This is a genomic window from Bradyrhizobium sp. URHC0002 (assembly GCF_054059515.1).
This window is the reverse complement of the sequence record NZ_JBSSCF010000001.1, coordinates 7,580,513-7,595,968: the sequence shown is the minus strand read 5'-3', so window position 1 is coordinate 7,595,968 and position 15,456 is coordinate 7,580,513. Positions and strand designations below refer to the sequence as shown.

Annotated in this window: 15 protein-coding genes; 10 read left to right on the top strand and 5 right to left on the bottom strand. The window is 63.3% G+C overall.

Translation table 11 applies throughout. The features are described 5' to 3' along the window. Positions 1 to 46: 46 nt before the first annotated feature. From ACVWVY_RS36740 to ACVWVY_RS36730, 3 genes are all read right to left on the bottom strand, one after another. Positions 47 to 538 (bottom strand): cupin domain-containing protein, encoded by a 492-nt coding sequence (locus tag ACVWVY_RS36740; protein ID WP_456630981.1) that lies wholly within the window; start codon positions 536 to 538, stop codon positions 47 to 49. Positions 539 to 683: 145 nt separating this feature from the next. Beyond that, positions 684 to 2,045, bottom strand: a complete 1,362-nt coding sequence (locus ACVWVY_RS36735) for a dihydrolipoyl dehydrogenase family protein (RefSeq protein WP_456630980.1) — start codon at positions 2,043 to 2,045, stop codon at positions 684 to 686. 91 nt (positions 2,046 to 2,136) lie between these two features. Beyond that, positions 2,137 to 2,625, bottom strand: coding sequence for a DUF302 domain-containing protein (locus ACVWVY_RS36730; protein WP_456630979.1), 489 nt, complete (start codon positions 2,623 to 2,625; stop codon positions 2,137 to 2,139). Between the two features lie 241 nt (positions 2,626 to 2,866). On the opposite strand from ACVWVY_RS36730, the gene ACVWVY_RS36725 reads away from it, so the two are divergent. Then, positions 2,867 to 3,151, top strand: a complete 285-nt coding sequence (locus ACVWVY_RS36725; RefSeq protein WP_456630978.1) for a hypothetical protein — start codon at positions 2,867 to 2,869, stop codon at positions 3,149 to 3,151. 80 nt (positions 3,152 to 3,231) lie between these two features. Then, the gene (locus ACVWVY_RS36720) at positions 3,232 to 3,951 is read left to right on the top strand and encodes a peroxiredoxin-like family protein (protein WP_456630977.1); all 720 of its coding nucleotides are present in this window, start codon (positions 3,232 to 3,234) and stop codon (positions 3,949 to 3,951) included. An 8-nt stretch (positions 3,952 to 3,959) separates the two neighbouring features. Here ACVWVY_RS36720 and ACVWVY_RS36715 read toward each other — a convergent pair whose 3' ends face one another. After that, positions 3,960 to 4,862 carry a LysR family transcriptional regulator gene (locus tag ACVWVY_RS36715; RefSeq protein WP_456632402.1) on the bottom strand — a complete coding sequence of 301 codons (903 nt, stop codon included), beginning with the start codon at positions 4,860 to 4,862 and terminating at the stop codon, positions 3,960 to 3,962. 187 nt (positions 4,863 to 5,049) lie between these two features. Between ACVWVY_RS36715 and ACVWVY_RS36710 the strand changes: the two genes are divergently transcribed. Both ACVWVY_RS36710 and ACVWVY_RS36705 read left to right on the top strand, forming a co-directional pair. Continuing rightward, positions 5,050 to 5,874, top strand: a complete 825-nt coding sequence (locus ACVWVY_RS36710) for a 3-hydroxybutyrate dehydrogenase (RefSeq protein WP_456630976.1) — start codon at positions 5,050 to 5,052, stop codon at positions 5,872 to 5,874. 28 nt (positions 5,875 to 5,902) lie between these two features. Then, positions 5,903 to 7,066 (top strand): patatin-like phospholipase family protein, encoded by a 1,164-nt coding sequence (locus ACVWVY_RS36705; RefSeq protein ID WP_456630975.1) that lies wholly within the window; start codon positions 5,903 to 5,905, stop codon positions 7,064 to 7,066. 6 nt (positions 7,067 to 7,072) lie between these two features. Here the strand turns inward: ACVWVY_RS36705 and glgA are convergent, their stop codons facing one another. Continuing rightward, on the bottom strand, positions 7,073 to 8,500 hold the full coding sequence (gene glgA / locus ACVWVY_RS36700; protein WP_456630974.1) for a glycogen synthase GlgA: 1,428 nt from the start codon (positions 8,498 to 8,500) through the stop codon (positions 7,073 to 7,075). Positions 8,501 to 8,688: 188 nt separating this feature from the next. On the opposite strand from glgA, the gene ACVWVY_RS36695 reads away from it, so the two are divergent. The 6 genes from ACVWVY_RS36695 (at position 8,689) to ACVWVY_RS36670 (ending at position 15,364) form a co-directional block, all read left to right on the top strand. Continuing rightward, a complete protein-coding gene (locus tag ACVWVY_RS36695; protein ID WP_456630973.1) occupies positions 8,689 to 9,888 on the top strand; it encodes a CaiB/BaiF CoA transferase family protein in 1,200 nt (399 codons plus the stop codon). Between the two features lie 149 nt (positions 9,889 to 10,037). Continuing rightward, on the top strand, positions 10,038 to 11,579 hold the full coding sequence (locus ACVWVY_RS36690) for an ABC transporter substrate-binding protein (RefSeq protein ID WP_456630972.1): 1,542 nt from the start codon (positions 10,038 to 10,040) through the stop codon (positions 11,577 to 11,579). Positions 11,580 to 11,585: 6 nt separating this feature from the next. Beyond that, entirely contained in the window at positions 11,586 to 12,536 is a 951-nt protein-coding gene (locus tag ACVWVY_RS36685; protein WP_456630971.1) for an ABC transporter permease, read from the top strand. Beyond that, positions 12,523 to 13,395 (top strand): ABC transporter permease, encoded by an 873-nt coding sequence (locus ACVWVY_RS36680; protein WP_456630970.1) that lies wholly within the window; start codon positions 12,523 to 12,525, stop codon positions 13,393 to 13,395. Before ACVWVY_RS36685 ends, ACVWVY_RS36680 begins: the two co-directional genes overlap by 14 nt. Beyond that, positions 13,392 to 14,387, top strand: coding sequence for an ABC transporter ATP-binding protein (locus ACVWVY_RS36675; protein WP_456630969.1), 996 nt, complete (start codon positions 13,392 to 13,394; stop codon positions 14,385 to 14,387). The genes ACVWVY_RS36680 and ACVWVY_RS36675 overlap by 4 nt, the downstream gene beginning before the upstream one ends. Continuing rightward, the gene (locus tag ACVWVY_RS36670; protein ID WP_456630968.1) at positions 14,384 to 15,364 is read left to right on the top strand and encodes an ABC transporter ATP-binding protein; all 981 of its coding nucleotides are present in this window, start codon (positions 14,384 to 14,386) and stop codon (positions 15,362 to 15,364) included. Before ACVWVY_RS36675 ends, ACVWVY_RS36670 begins: the two co-directional genes overlap by 4 nt. The last annotated feature ends 92 nt before the right edge of the window (positions 15,365 to 15,456 follow it).

Sequence of the window (15,456 nt, the reverse complement as noted above, 5' to 3'; positions counted from 1 at the left end):
CGTCACATCCGGCAACGAGACGTCGGATGGCGCTCGTTGCAGCTCCTTACATGTTGTGGTCGTGCGGATCCTTGCGGACGTCGCCGACATAGAGAATGACGGTCTCCTTGCCGAGGTTCTTCCACCAGTGCGAGGTGCCGGACACTTCCGGCCTGATCTCGCCGGCCTTGTGCACGATCGGATCGGCGCAGTTGCTGGCGTATTCGACGATTTCGCCCTGCTGGACATAGATCAGCGCCGGACGGTCGTCATGGCTATGCCAGGGCACGATGCCGCCCGGCTCGATCGTCAGCTTGCGGAAGCGCAGCTCGCGTTCCCTGATGTTGGCCGGCTGCTTTTCGAGGTTGATCGCGCCAAGCGTGACGTCGGTGACGCCGACCGGCTTGGTATCGACCATCGGGCGGACATTGGGCTTCATCTTGTCAGCCGGGCATTCGCCCGCGAGGGCGGTCGAGGTGATTGCGATCGAACCTGCAATCATTCCGGCGAGCGCAAGACCTTGCCGGATTGTGCGTGAAGCGACGTTGGATTTGGACATGTCGTGGTCTCCTGTGTTTCTGTCTTTGCCTAGAGATTCGCCTTGGCCCCGAATGATCTGGCCGGCTACGTCACCACCATCGAGCAAACCGTTCGGAAGAGGAAATGCCGGTTGGCTTTTGACTCCATAGCGCCGTGCTATGCAGCTAGCCGTGCCCGAGCATGTGCTTGATGTCGGAGGAGAACGTCGGATAGGCGTAGACATTTTCCCGGATCTGGCTGGCGGTGATGCCGAAGCGCATCGCCAGTCCGAAGATATTCACCAGTTCCTGCCCGGAATGCCCGACGAAATGAGCGCCGAGGATGCGGTCGGTCGATCGATCGACGATCACCTTCGACCACGCCACGGTTTCGGCATAGGTTTTCGCGGAGAACCAGTCGAGCATGTCGTTGGTGTGAACGTCGACGGCAAGGCCCTTCTGCCTGGCGGCGGTCTCCGTGAGGCCGACCGAGGCGAGCGGCGGCACGGTGTAGACGGATGTCGCCATGCTGGCGTAGTCCGGGCTGTATTTCGGGCCTTCCACGATGTTGCGGCCGACGATGTCGCCCTCATAGGTCGCGATCGGCGACAGTTGCGGCGAGGTCGGCACCGCGTCGCCGCAGACATAGACGCTGGGATTGGAGGTCGAGCGCAGATTGCCGTCGATCGCGACGCGGCCATTGGCGTGCTCGACCTGGCCCGCGGCGAGATCCAGCGTATCGACATTGGCGACGCGTCCCGCGCCGTTGACGACACGGTCGGCCTCGGCCGTGTGTTCGGCGCCGTCGTGGGTGAAGACGATGCGCAGGCGGCCATTCGCCTTTTCAATTCGCTTGACGCTGACCGCGGTCCTGACCAGGATGCCGATGCGCTCGCTCTCGGCCCGCAGGCGTGCGACCGCATCTGCGTCCATGGCCGGCAATAGCTGCGGCAATGCTTCGAGGATTGTGACGTCGCTGCCGGCGCGGGCATAGACGTGCCCGAACTCCAGTGCGATCACGCCGCCGCCGACGAAAATCACAGAGCCGGGGAGCTCCCGTTCGCTCAGCATTTCATCTGATGTAATCATCAACTCCGCGCCTGGAATCGGCAGCGGCCGCGGTTTTGATCCTGTCGCGATCACGATGTGCTTCGCCTCGAGCTTGCGCTCTCCGATGCGGACGGTATTCGGACAAGTGAATGCAGCATGGCCCTTGATGACCTCGACATGGCGCTTTGCCATCGAGCGGGCGAGGTTGGCGGGGATATCCTTGATCATGTCCTTCTCACGGTCGATCAGCGCCGCCCAGTCGAGCTTCGGCTTGCCGACGGCGATGTGATGGATGGATGCGCGCTCGATTTCATGCAGTGCGTGACCGGCAGCGACCAGCACCTTCTTCGGCGTGCAGCCGCGGTTCGGGCAGGTGCCGCCGAGTAGATCGGCCTCGATCATCGCGACCGACATCCCGGCGCGGCGAACCGGTCCGGTCACGCCGATGCCGGCGTTGCCGCCACCCAGAATGACCACGTCGAATTTCTCCGGTGTCATCGAATTAACCCCTCTGTTGGCAACCCTTGAAGCGGTCAGGCCGCGCCGGGTGGCGCAGCCTGAAGACCTTACGCGTGGCAGACCGACGGCGTTACCTGGTGGTGATGGTCGAAGTAATTGAGCCCACCACCTTGGTCGCCATCTCGAACTGGGCTGCGCGATCCCTGATGCTGTGGCGCCTGGCGATCCATCCGAAGTCGGTCCACACCGCCCAGACGTCGCCATTGTCGTGCGTGAGCAGCAGCCGGACCGGCCAGTCGAGGCCGGCGTTCGGGTTCGAGGTGATGAATTGGGTGCCGAGCGGCGGATTGCCGAAAACCAATAGCGTCGAGGGCCGTAGCTTGATGCCGGCGTCGGCCGCGAGCTTCGACTGGTCGATCTCCATGAAGAACTTGATGCCCTTGCCGGCGATATCGGCCTTGATGCGACTGATCGCTTCCGCCATCGGCACCGCGCTCTTGACGCGGACGATGCCGTCGTCGCTGTCGGCGCGTGCGGCGGAAGCGAGCGAGAGGACGAGGAATGCCAGGAGCAGCGAGCTGCAAAAATTCGCGACGCGGTTGATAGAACGACGGGTCATGGAAATGCCTCCAGTCTGCGCATGCCCTCCGCATGCTTTCCGGAACAGCATGAGCGCCGGCGCCGGCAACAGGAAATGCGTAGCTGCTCTCAAGTCGATAGCGCGCGGCTATTGGTGCGCCGCTCAATACGCGGCGGCTATCGAACCGATTGTGCAACGGCATTTCTCATTCAGGCCAGGCGGCCCTCTGATGGGGCAGCGCCCGATTGGCGGGCGTCAGCATCCATCCAGAGGAATCCCCATGAAAGCCCTCTCCAAGACCCTGATTGCCGCTGCGGCGTTTGCCGCCATTGCCACCACGGCCTTCTCGCAAGTTCCCTGGGAATTCAATCCGGGCATGGCCTACATGTATGCCGGCCCCGGGAAGATGTCGGCGATGGCCATGGCGGCGACGCCCAAGAACCACGACGCGATGATGAAGAGCGCCAAGAAAGTGCCCGCTAACACCGTGTTCTTCATGGACAAGGGCCAGCTCTACTCGGCCTCCGGCATGCTAGATCCGACCGGCAATTTCTACCTGCCTTGAATCGAGGGCGCTGCAGCCGTCGGGCCGCCCTTGCAGGGCGGCCCGGGCCGGAAAATAATACGAGTATGCCGGAGCAAGCCATGACCACATTGCTAACGCCCGCAAATGCCGAACGCCTCAAGCAGGCGTTCCAGCAATGCCGCGACATGGAAGGCAGCTTGCGCGAGCAGCTCGAGGCCTACGCCGCGGCGGGGCGGGAGATCTTTCCGGCCTATGGCGAGGCGGTCGACCGGCTGGTGGCGCGGCTCAATGAGAACGGCGGTGGCGAAAACGCGCCGCGGCCGGGCGAAGTGATGCCGCCGTTTCTGCTGCCGGATGAGACCGGCCGGCTGGTCAGCCTGAAATCACTGCTCGACCACGGCCCGGTTGCGGTGATGTTTTATCGCGGTCATTGGTGTCCTTATTGCCGGCTGAATGTGCGAGCGGTGATTCAGGCCCAGGACCGGATCAAGGCGTTGGGTGCGCAAACGGTTGCGATCATGCCGGAGACGCAAGCCTATGCCGGGAAATTCAAATCCGAGGCGGAAGCGCGGTTTCCGGTACTGACCGATCTCGACAATGGTTACGCGTTGTCGCTCAATCTTGCGATCTGGCTTGGCACCGAAATCCAGCGGCTGCTTTCATATCAGGACATGGCGAGCTTCCAGGGCAATGACGGCTGGGTGTTGCCGATCCCGGCGACCTTCGTGGTCGGCCGCGACGGATTGGTGAAGGCCCGCTTCGTCGATCCGGATTTCCGCAAGCGCATGGAAATCGACGACCTGATCGCCGCGCTGAAGAGCGCGAGCGAAGCGCAGTAACGCTTCTCTCAGACGCCAGACGACTTGCCAATGAATTGCTGCCAGTCGGCGCCGCGCAGCATGCGCATTACGGCGGACGCCACGGCGGTCCGTTCACGCCCGGCGACGCCGTAGAGGTTCACGGTCCGCCGCGCGTCCAGCCCTTCGACGGTGGCGCGCTTGAGCGTCGATGGAATCGACGCGGTATCGGGGACCACGGCGACGCCGATATCGGCCTCCAGCAGTTCGATCAAGTCGCGTTCGGAGGCGATCTCATGGCTGCGATCGACGTCGAGCCCGTGTTCGCGGAGCGAGCCGTTCACCCGCGCCGCGTGCTCGCAGTAATTCCGCGACAACAATTGCTCGGCGCGAAGATCGCTGAATTCGATTTTGTCACGCGTTGCCAGCGGGTGGTTCTTGTTGACGACGAGTTGAAAGTTTTCCGTGAACAGCGGCCAGGTGTCGAGCCGGTCCCACTCCTCGCTGATTTCGGCGGCGATGCCGAGCTCGGCTTCACCCTTCTTGAGAAACTCCGCCACTTCGCGGGCGCTGCCGCGCAGAAAGCGAAACTCCAGCCGGTTGAACAGCCGCTTGATCTGGTCGAGATGTGGAATCAACAAGGACAGGTCGACGGAATGGGTCAGCGCGACCCGGAGCGCGCCGACTTCGCCGCTCTTGAAGGATGAGGCAAGTTCGCGCGCGCCGGTCGCTGCCTCGTAGCACTGCTTGAGCAGGGGATGCATGCGCTGGCCGAGCTCGGTCAATTGCGCGGCGGGACGCTCGCGGCGAAACAAGTCGCCGCCGAGTTCGGCTTCCAGTTGCTTGATGGCTCGCGTCAGCGACGGTTGCGTGACGTTGCACTCGTCGGCGGCGCGCGTGAAGTTGAGTACGCGCGCGACCGCAAGGAAGTAGCGAACCTGATGCATCTCCATGGCCGTGCCCCGGTCTGTCTTGATCGCACCGTAACCGATCGCGCCCGGTGATGACACCATAACCGCCATAGCGCCGGCCTATGGTTTTGGAAGCCAAACGGCATTTCCTCAAATCAGGGCCGCCGGGCAGGGTGGGGTGGAGAGATAGTCAGCGTAAGGCGCTGAATCCCCATTCGAAAGGTCGGCCATGAATATTCAGCTCAAAGCCCAGGACGCTTCGGCCTTGCGGCCCCTGACAGGCAGGATCTCGCTTGTCACCGGCTCGACCAGTGGCATCGGGCTCGGGATTGCCCGCGCGCTGGCGCAGGCCGGCTCGGCAGTGGTGCTGAACGGTTTTGGCATCGTGGCCGAGATCGCGAAAACCCGGGATCAGATCGCAGCCGATTTCGGCGTCAAGGTCAGCTATTCTGCCGCCGACATGACGAGCCCGGAGGCGATCGCCGAGATGATCGCGGCTACCGTCGCCAGTCACGGGCGGCTCGATATTCTGGTCAACAATGCCGGCATCCAGCATGTCGCGCCGCTCGACCAGTTTCCGGTCGAGAAATGGGACGCGATCCTGTCGATCAACCTGTCGTCGGCGTTTCACACCATGCGGCTGGCGCTGCCGGCGATGCGCCAGAACAGGTTCGGGCGGATCATCAACATCGCATCTGCGCACGGATTGGTCGGGTCACCTTTCAAGGCGGCCTATGTCGCCGCCAAGCACGGCATCGTGGGTCTCACCAAGGTCGCCGCGCTCGAAATCGCGGAAGACGGCATCACCTGCAACGCGATCTGTCCCGGATATGTCTATACGCCACTGGTCGAGGCGCAGATCGACAGCCAGGCCAAGGCGCACGGCATTTCCCGCGAGAAAGTCATCCGCGACGTGTTGCTGGCGCAGCAGCCGAACAAGCACTTTGCCTCGGTCGAGGAATTAGGCGCGCTGACGGTCTTTCTCGCCAGCGACGCGGCGGCATCGATCACGGGCACGGCCTTGCCGGTCGATGGTGGCTGGACCGCCCACTAGCACCTACGAATATCCAAGGGAGCGTGACATGAGAGACGTTCAGGAAATCGGCATTTCACCAAGCTCGAGATCGCTGGCCCGGGCCGAGCCGGGTCAGGTCGTGCTGGTGTTGCAGGGCGGCGGCGCGCTCGGCTCCTATCAGGCCGGCGTCTATCAGGCGCTGCATGAAGCCGGCATCGAGCCGGATTGGATCATCGGGACCTCGATCGGCGCCATCAACGCCAGCCTGATCGCCGGCAATGCGCCGCAGAACCGGCTGTCGCGCTTGCGCGAATTCTGGAAGAAGATGGAACAGAATCCGGTCTGGAGCTTTCGCGACATCCTTCCGGGCTTCAACGAAAAGCTGTCTTATTGGTCGACGGTGACCAATGGCATTCCCGGTTTCTTCCGGCCCAACCCGCTGGCCCATGCCGGCGACAGCTATCCGTTGGGTGCGGATCAGGCCGGCTATTACTCGACCGCGCCGCTGGAGCGGACGCTGACGGAGCTGGTCGATTTCAATCTGGTCAATCAATGCACGCCGCGCCTGACGGTGGGCGCCGCCCATGTCCGCACCAGCCAGATGCGCTATTTCGACAGCCGCGATGGCGAACTCGGTGTCAGGCACATCATGGCCTCGGGCGCGCTGCCGCCGGCCTTCCCGGCGGTGCGTATCGACGGCGAGCTTTATTGGGACGGCGGCATATTGTCGAACACGCCGACAGAGGCCGTATTCGATGACAATCCGCGCAAGAACTCGCTGATCTTCGCCGTGCATCTGTGGAATCCGTCCGGGCCTGAGCCGACCACGATGGCGGAGGTGCTCAATCGCCACAAGGACGTGCAGTATTCGAGCCGGATCGCCAGCCACATTGCGCGGCAGCAGCAGGCGCATCGGCTGCGCCATGTCATCAACCAGCTCGCCGCGCGCCTGCCGGAGTCCGAGCGCAACAGCGAAGCGGTGAGGGAGCTCGCCGGTTATGGCTGCCCGACCCGGATGCATGTCGTGCGGCTGCTCGCCCCGCAGCTCAGCCGCGAGGACCATACCAAGGACATCGATTTCAGCCCGTCCGGCATCATGCAGCGGTGGGACGCCGGTTACCACCACACCAGGGCAGTGCTCGAAAAGAAGCCTTGGGTCGGCGAGTTCGATCCGCTCTCCGGCGTCGTCCTCCACGAGCAGATGGAAGTCATGCCGGAAGCGGCGGAATAGGCGATATCACGCGACGATGGAGGGCGCGATCGTCCTGCGATACAGCGCGCTGTAACAGGCGGCCGACAGATCCCAGCTGAACGACCGCGCCATCGCGCTGCGCCGCATCGCATCGAGGCGGTCCTTGGCGCGGAAGGCATCGAACGCGCGCCTGACGCCGCCGAGGAAAGACTCTGCCGATGGCTGCGAAAACAGGAATCCGGTCTCGCCATCCTCGATGGTTTCCGCCAGCCCGCCGGTCTGGTGACCGATCGGCAGCGATCCGAACCGCTGCGCATACATCTGGCTCAGCCCGCACGGTTCGAACCGCGACGGCATCAGCGTAAAATCGCTGCCGGCAAAAATTCGCCGCGCCTGGGCGTCGTTGAAGCCGATCACGACGCCGATCGCATCCGGCCTGCGGCGGTGCGCGTTGACCAGCGCCTGTTCGATATGGGCCTCGCCGCTGCCGGTCACCACGATCTGTCCGCCGGCCTCGATGATTTCGTCGGCGGCAGACAGGACGAGGTCGACGCCCTTCTGGTGCACCAGGCGGGCGACAAGGCCGAACAGCGGGCCGCGCGACAGCGCCAGGCCAAACTGCTTGCGGACGTAATCGGCGTTCGCCTGCTTGCCTTGCCAGTCGCCGGGGGCGAAGGTCTGAGCGAGATGCGCGCAGGCGCTGGGATCCCAGCTTTCGTCGATGCCGTTCAAGATGCCGGTCAATTGCGCGGCGTCCGAGCGGCGCTGCAACAGGCCTTCGAGCCCGCAGCCGAGCTCGCGTGTCGTGATCTCCCTCGCATAGGTCGCGCTGACGGTGGTCAGATGCGAGGCATAGACGAGGCCGCCCTTGAGGAACGAGACATGGTCGTAGAATTCGAGCCCGTCGATGTGGAAGGAACTTTCGGGCGCCCCGATCCGGCGCAGCGAGTCCGGCGGGAACAGCCCCTGATAGGCGAGGTTATGGATGGTCAGGATCGAGGGAACCTTTGAGCCCCGCCATGCCAGATAGGCCGGCGCGAGCGCGGCCTGCCAGTCGTTGGCATGGACCAGGTCTGCTGCCCAATTCTTGTCCAGAGTGCCCGCGGCAAGCTCGGCGGCGGCGGAGGCGAACCGGCCGAACCTGATGTCGTTGTCCGGCCAGTCGCGGCCCGATTCGTCGCCATAAGGATTGCCCGGTCGGTCGTAAAGTTGCGGGCAGAGCAGGACGTAAACCGGGAGACCGTCCCTGGTCGATGACCGCCCGAGCGAGCAAGCCGGCATCTCGGCGAGAGAGGGGCATTCCCCAACGATTTCAATGTGGGTGAACTGTTCGACGATGTCCCGATAACCGGGCAGCATGACCCGGACGTCACTCCAGCGGCGCAGCGCCCGGGGTAGCGCTGCGGATACGGCGGCGAGCCCGCCCACCCGGACAAAGTCATCCATTTCAGTGGTGACGAACAAGACCTTCAAGGCACACGTCCTCGTACCAGTCGCGATGATACTGATGCAAGATTGGGTCCAACTTCCCGCCGCCGTTACAACGCGCGCTGCGGGCCGTCGTTCCTGAGCGAACTACTTTCCTGTCGACGCTGCACAATTTAGGGTCTCGGCCACCAAACAAAACGAATGGCCGCAAAAGGCCGAAGGAGTTTTACGTAATGACCATAGCCGGCAATGATCAGAGGAATTTGACAGGCAGCTTCACAGGCCTGCGGGTCCTCGATTTCTCCACCACGATTGCCGGACCCCATTGCACGCGAATGCTCGCCGATATGGGAGCGGAGGTTATCAAGATCGAGACCGAGGAAGGCGAGACGATGCGGACCCGCCCGCCGGTGCGGAATAATTGTTCGACCGCCTTCGGCCAGCTCAATGTCGGCAAGAACAGCCTCGTCCTGGATTTGAAGTCGCCGCAGGGCGCCGAAGCCGTTCGCCGGCTGGTTGCGACCGCGGACGTGCTGGTGGAGAATTTCCGTCCGGGCGTGATGCGGCGACTGAAGCTCGACTACGCCGCGCTGCATGGACTCAACCCGAAACTGGTCTACTGCTCGATTTCCGGATACGGCCAGACCGGGCCGTCGGCCGAACTGCCGGCCTATGCGCCGGTGATTCACGCGGCCTCGGGCTATGAGATGGCGCATCTGGCTTATCAGCCGGGACGCAGCCGGCCGGACTATTGCGGCATCTACCACGCCGACGTGCTCACCGGCGTCTATGCGTTCGGCGCGATCTCCGCCGCGCTGTATCAGCGCAATGCGACCGGGCAGGGCCAGCATATCGACGTCTCGATGCTGGAATCGATGCTGAGCCTGACGCTGAGCGAATTGCAGTGGTCGCAATTCGAGGTGAAGCCGACGCAGCGGCCGATGTTCGGCCCGATCGAGACGACGGACGGCTATGTGATGGTGGCTATCGCCAGCGAGAAAACTTTTCAGAGCCTGATGCAGGTGATCGGTCACCCGGAGTGGGTGAGCGATCCGCGCTTTGCGAAATATTCCGACCGCCGGGAAAACTGGGTGAGCCTGATGGGAGGCGTCGAGGCGTGGTCGGGCACTGTCACGACCGAGCAGTGCCTCGCGGCGCTCAATGCGCGCGGCGTTCCGTCGTCGGCCTATCGCACCGTCGCCGAGGCGCTGCGCGATCCGCAGATTGCCCACCGCGGTGCATTGGCCGAGGTCGAGGATGGCGGCGGCACCTTCAAGGTGCTCAATCTGCCGTTCCGCATGTCAGGCGCCAAAGTGTCGGCAGCGCGGCGCATGTCGACACTCGGCGAGCACACGCGTGCCTATCTGAAGGAGACCGGCCTGTCGGAGGATGAAATCGCAGCCTTCGGAAAGGCGCAGGCCGCCGCGCGCTGACAGCGCAATCCGCATAGCGAAACATGAACCTGCGGCGTTTCATCCGCGGGTTGCGAACGGCCTTGCCCGCGACAGAAATTCCAGACAATCTTACCGCAGCGATCATGATCCGGAATACCGGACGGATGACACAGCGGGAGAGAACATCCATGAAGGCGGCAATCCGTTCGAGCGCGCTCGCGCGAATATTTCTTGTGGCGGGATTCGGTGTGGCATTGTCTGCTATGCCCGCCAACGCGCAGAAGCCGGGCGGTAGCATCACCGTCGGTCTCGAACTGGATATCCCCGGTTTCGATCCGTTGAAGGTCGGTGTTTACGATACGTCGGTGGAAACCGCGGCCGCAGCGATCTTCGACACGCTCGTCGCGCTTGACGACAACGGCAAACCGGTGCCGAAGCTGGCGTTGTCCTGGACGCATTCGGATGACTACAAGACCTGGACGTTCAAGCTCAGGCCTGGCGTCAAGTTTCACGACGGCACGCCGTTCAATGCGCAAGCGGTCAAGGAGAACTTTGACCGGCAGAAGGACCCCGCCAACAAGTGCCGATGCGCGTTTTACATCGCCTATGTCAACAACGTTCAGGCGCCAGATGAGCTGACAGTGGTCTACAATCTGAATGATCCGCAGGTCAACCAGCCTGCACTGCTGACCATTCAGAGTTCAAACAATGTTGTTCACTCGCCGACGGCGTGGAAGACCAAGGGCGACGACTACAACCGCAACCCGGTTGGCACCGGTCCCTTTATTCTGAAGTCCTGGACCGCGGGCGACCGCATGGTTTTGGAAAAGAATCCGGATTATTGGAACAAGGGCCGTCCCTATCTCGACCGCATCGTGTTGAAGCCGTTGCCGGACGCGCAGTCGCGCTTTGCCAGCCTGCAGTCGGGCGAAGCCGATATCGTCTGGGACGACGAATACAGCGCCGATAACATCGCGCGCGCGCAAAAAGATCCCAAGATGAAGGTGCACACCTACGCCGGCTCCGGCGCGCAGGTTTACGCCATCAACACCAAGGTCGCACCGTTCGATGATGTCCGCGTGCGCCAGGCATTGGTGATGGCACTCGACCGCAAGAAGATGTCGCAAGCGATCACCAATGGCCTCGCGCGACCTGCCAGCAATCCCTATGGCGACGGTTCCTGGGTCAAGTGCAAGGACGACGGTGCGCTTCCTGAAGACGTTGAGAAAGCAAAGGCGTTGATCAAGGACTATGGCAAGCCGGTCGAGTTCAAGCTGGTGGTCACCGCCACGCCGCGCGGCCGCACCATCGGTCAGGTGCTGCAGCAGTTCTGGAAACGGGCCGGCGCCAATGCGGAGATCGAGCAGATCGATCAGGCTTCGTTCCCGCCACGCGCCTTCATGCGCCAGTTTCAGGTGATAGGGTGGCGGATCGTCGATCTCGCAGATCCCGATCCCCAGATGTACGCCAACTTCCGCACGGGCAGCCCGGTCGCACTTGCCAATTACTCCAATCCCGAACTCGACAAGCTGCTCGATCACGCGCGGGTCACGGCCGATCCGGAAAAGCGAACCGAGGATTATTGCGCGATCAGCCGCATCATCAACAAGGAGGCGATCTGGTTCTGGACCTTCCAGAACACCTATTACGCGATCGCGACTTCCAAGCTGAAGGGCCTGCCAAAAATCTATCACGGGGTCATCGACGTATCGGACACCTGGCTGGAATGATCGTCCATGCTGTTCTTTATCGCGCGTAGGCTTCTGTACCTGACACCGGTCTTGATCGCCGTATCGCTGTTGACATTCTTGATCGCGTCGTTGCTGCCGGGCGATCTCGCCTATGTGATCCTCGGCGATCAAGCGACGCCGGAGAACGTTGCGGCGCTTCGCAAGGACATGGGGCTCGATCAGCCGATCTGGATCCGTTACTTCAGCTGGCTCGGCAACATCCTGCAGGGCGACTTCGGTCGGTCATTCCGCACCGGGCAAACCGTGCTGCAGGCGGTAACCGAACGGCTGCCGGTATCGTTCGAACTGATGATCCTGGCCGAAATCATGGGCCTCGTCATCGGCGTGCCGCTCGCCATCATTTGCGCTGCGCGCAGTGGCAGCGCCTTCGATCGCTTCATGACCGGCAGCGCGTTCGCCATGCTTTCCGTACCAGCCTTTCTGTCGGCGATCCTGCTGATCTATCTGTTTGCGGTGGAGCTGCGCTGGTTGCCGGCGACGGGCTACGTGCCGTTTGCGGAAGACCCGGCCGCAAACCTGCGCTTCATGGTGCTTCCGGCGCTGACGCTGGCGCTCGCCGAATGGCCGGGGATCATGCGTGTGCTGCGCTCCGACATGATCGCGACCCTGCAGGAAGACTATATAGCGCTGGCGAAAGCCAAGGGACTGAAGGCCTCGCGCATCCTGTTCGTGCACGCGCTGAAGCCGTCCTCCCTGACGCTCGTCACGATAACCGGCATAAATATCGGGCGATTGATCGGCGGTACCGTTATCGTGGAGACGATCTTCGCGTTGCCGGGGATCGGTCGGTTGCTGGTTGGCGCGATCTATACCCGCGATCTCATCATCCTGCAGGGCGTGGTGCTGATCGTTGCCGCCGGCTTCGTAATTGTGAACTTCATCGTCGACCTGCTCTACGCCGTCCTCGATCCCAGGATTCGTCATGGCCACGCTTGAACTCACCATCGACGAAGGCGCCGCTGCGCAACCGGCAAAGCGCGGACGCCGGCTGGGGTTGCTGTTCTGGATGGCGATCGGCTGGATGATTTTCATGTTTGCGGTGGCGATCTTTGCCAACGTGCTGCCGCTGCCGAGTCCGACCGACATGGACATGCTGGAACGACGCGCTCCGTTTTCCATGGAGCACTGGCTCGGAACCGACGGTCTTGGCCGCGATGAACTGTCCCGGCTGATTTACGGTGCCCGGATATCACTTGTGGTTGGAATTTGCGCGCCGGTGATAGGGCTCACCATCGGCGGGGCGCTCGGCATGCTCGCGGGCTATTTCCGTGGCCGGTTCGAATCCGTCGTGGTCGGCAGCATGGACGTGCTGCTGGCATTTCCGCCTTTGATCCTGGCGCTGGCCGTGACCGCCTTTCTTGGGCAGTCGATCCTCAACCTCACCTTCATTCTCGGTGTGCTCGGCATTCCCGCCTTTATGCGGGTGGCGCGGGCGGCGACGCTGACGCTGGCGCGGCGTGAATTCGTGATCGCGGCGCAGGCGTTGGGAGCGACGCATGCACGCATCCTGTTGCGTGAGCTGCTGCCGAACGTGATCCTGCCGCTGTTTGCCTTCTTCCTGCTCGGCGTTGCCGTCACCATCGTGGTCGAGGGCGCCTTGTCGTTCCTCGGCCTCGGTGTGCCGCCGCCTATCTCGAGCTGGGGCAGCATGATCGGGGAGGGGCGCGAAAGCCTGGAGGTCGCGCCGAGGCTCGCCTTCCTTCCGGCGATCGCGATGTTCCTGACCGTGCTCTCCTTCAATCTCATCGGCGATACGCTGCGTGCGCTCACCGATCCACGTCAGGGCGCGCTGTGACCGGAAATACCCTGCTTTCCGTCGAGGACGTCGTGGTCGACCTGCCGACCCCGCGCGGCAATCTGCGCGCGGTGGATCGGGTGAACCTCACGGTGGGTGCGGGCCAGACGCTCGGCGTGGTCGGCGAATCCGGCTGCGGCAAGACCATGCTCTCGCGGGCGATTCTGCAATTGCTGCCGAAGAAGGCAAAGCTCTCCGGCCGCGTGATGTTCGACGGGCAGGACCTGCTGCAGCTCTCACCGGAGAAACTGCGCAAGCTGCGCGGCCGGTCACTCGCGGTCGTGTTCCAGGACCCGATGACCTCGCTCAATCCGGTGCTGACGATCGGCACCCAGTTGATCGAGACGCTGCAGGAGCATCTCGAACTAGACGACGCCACGGCCACCAGGCGCAGCGTCGAGTTGCTCGCGGCGGTCGGAATCCCCGCGCCCGAGCAGCGGCTGGCGCAATATCCGCATCAGCTCTCCGGCGGGATGCGTCAACGCGTGGCGATCGCGATTGCGCTATCCTGCGAGCCAAAACTGCTGATCGCCGACGAGCCGACCACCGCGCTCGACGTGACGATCCAGGCGCAGATCCTCGATCTGCTGGCGCGAGAGCAGCGCCGCCGGCACATGGCGATGATCCTGATCACCCACGACCTCGGTGTCGTTGCCGGCCGTACCGACGAGGTCGCCGTGATGTATGCCGGCCGCGTGGTCGAGCGGGCGCCGACGCCCGCTTTGTTCAAGAAGATGCGAATGCCCTATACCGAGGCGCTGCTGGCGGCGCTTCCCAAACTCGATGCCGCGCCCCACACGCCGCTGCCGGCGATCTCGGGGCGTCCGCCCGATCCGACGCGTCCGCTGCAGGGCTGCTCGTTCTCGCCACGCTGCCGCCATGCGGTGGCCCGCTGCCACACCGAAAAGCCATCATTGACGGAAGCCGAGTCGCGGGAACATCAATACGCCTGCTTCCGCCCGATCGAGATCCATGCGGAGGCCGGCGCATGATGCTGCAAGCTGTGCAAGCCGCTTCAAACGAACCGCTGCTCGCCGTCGATGATCTGGTCGTGGAATATCCCGTCGGCGCCAAGATCGTTCATGCCGTGTCCGGCGTGTCCTTGCAGATCGCCCGCGGCGAAACGCTGGGTCTGGTCGGCGAATCCGGCTGCGGAAAATCGACGCTGGGCCGGGCGGTGCTGCAGTTGCGCCGGCCGACCTCGGGGCGGGTGCTGTTCGACGGGCACGATCTCACGACGATGCAGGGCGATGCCTTGCGGCTGATGCGCCGGCGCGTTCAGTTGATCTTCCAGGACCCGATCGCCTCGCTCAACCCGCGCCGCAGGATCGGCGACATCGTCGCCGAGCCGCTGGTGATTGCGGGCGTCAAGGATCCAGTGAAGCGCGAGCAGCTCGTCCACGAGGTGCTGAGCGCGGTCGGGCTTGATCCGACCCTGGTCGTGGGACGGTTGCCGCATGAATTCTCCGGCGGTCAGTGTCAGCGCATCTGCATCGCGCGCGCGCTCATTCTCAATCCGGAGTTCATCGTCTGCGACGAGCCGGTCTCCGCGCTCGACGTTTCCATCCGCGCCCAGATCCTCAACCTTCTGGAAGAGATGAAGGGCCGGTTCGGCTTGACGCTGCTGTTCATCGCGCACGATCTCGCCGTGGTGAAGGCGGTGAGCGACCGCGTGGCAGTGATGTATCTCGGCCGGCTCTGCGAGGTCGGCCCCTCCGAACAGCTTTTCGCCCGGCCGGCGCATCCCTATACGGCGCTGCTGATCGAGGCTATCCCGGTGCCCGATCCGGACGTCCGCCCCACCGAGACCGTGCCGGTGGGAGAACCGCCATCGCCGATCGCGCCGCCGTCCGGCTGCCGGTTTCGCACCCGCTGTCCCCGTGCCGATCGGCGATGCAGCGACGAGGTGCCGGAACTGCGCGCCGTGGCGCCGGAGCAGCTCGTGGCTTGCCATCATCCGCTGATCTAAGTACCGGGAAAGCGTCGGCGACGTTTGTCTCGACCGGGCAGACGTGGCAATGTCCGCGCAAGAAATGCCTGTGCCAAGAACAAGAATGACGG

Excerpts from the sequence above, each read along its gene's own strand:
- ACVWVY_RS36730 (WP_456630979.1), bottom strand. The coding sequence starts at position 2,625 with ATGACCCGTCGTTCTATCAACCGCGTCGCGAATTTTTGCAGCTCGCTG.
- ACVWVY_RS36725 (WP_456630978.1), top strand. The coding sequence starts at position 2,867 with ATGAAAGCCCTCTCCAAGACCCTGATTGCCGCTGCGGCGTTTGCCGCC.
- ACVWVY_RS36685 (WP_456630971.1), top strand. The coding sequence starts at position 11,586 with ATGCTGTTCTTTATCGCGCGTAGGCTTCTGTACCTGACACCGGTCTTG.
- ACVWVY_RS36670 (WP_456630968.1), top strand. The coding sequence starts at position 14,384 with ATGATGCTGCAAGCTGTGCAAGCCGCTTCAAACGAACCGCTGCTCGCC.
- ACVWVY_RS36695 (WP_456630973.1), top strand. The coding sequence starts at position 8,689 with ATGACCATAGCCGGCAATGATCAGAGGAATTTGACAGGCAGCTTCACA.
- ACVWVY_RS36705 (WP_456630975.1), top strand. The coding sequence starts at position 5,903 with ATGAGAGACGTTCAGGAAATCGGCATTTCACCAAGCTCGAGATCGCTG.
- ACVWVY_RS36715 (WP_456632402.1), bottom strand. The coding sequence starts at position 4,862 with ATGGAGATGCATCAGGTTCGCTACTTCCTTGCGGTCGCGCGCGTACTC.
- ACVWVY_RS36690 (WP_456630972.1), top strand. The coding sequence starts at position 10,038 with ATGAAGGCGGCAATCCGTTCGAGCGCGCTCGCGCGAATATTTCTTGTG.
- ACVWVY_RS36680 (WP_456630970.1), top strand. The coding sequence starts at position 12,523 with ATGGCCACGCTTGAACTCACCATCGACGAAGGCGCCGCTGCGCAACCG.
- ACVWVY_RS36740 (WP_456630981.1), bottom strand. The coding sequence starts at position 538 with ATGTCCAAATCCAACGTCGCTTCACGCACAATCCGGCAAGGTCTTGCG.
- ACVWVY_RS36735 (WP_456630980.1), bottom strand. The coding sequence starts at position 2,045 with ATGACACCGGAGAAATTCGACGTGGTCATTCTGGGTGGCGGCAACGCC.
- ACVWVY_RS36710 (WP_456630976.1), top strand. The coding sequence starts at position 5,050 with ATGAATATTCAGCTCAAAGCCCAGGACGCTTCGGCCTTGCGGCCCCTG.
- ACVWVY_RS36720 (WP_456630977.1), top strand. The coding sequence starts at position 3,232 with ATGACCACATTGCTAACGCCCGCAAATGCCGAACGCCTCAAGCAGGCG.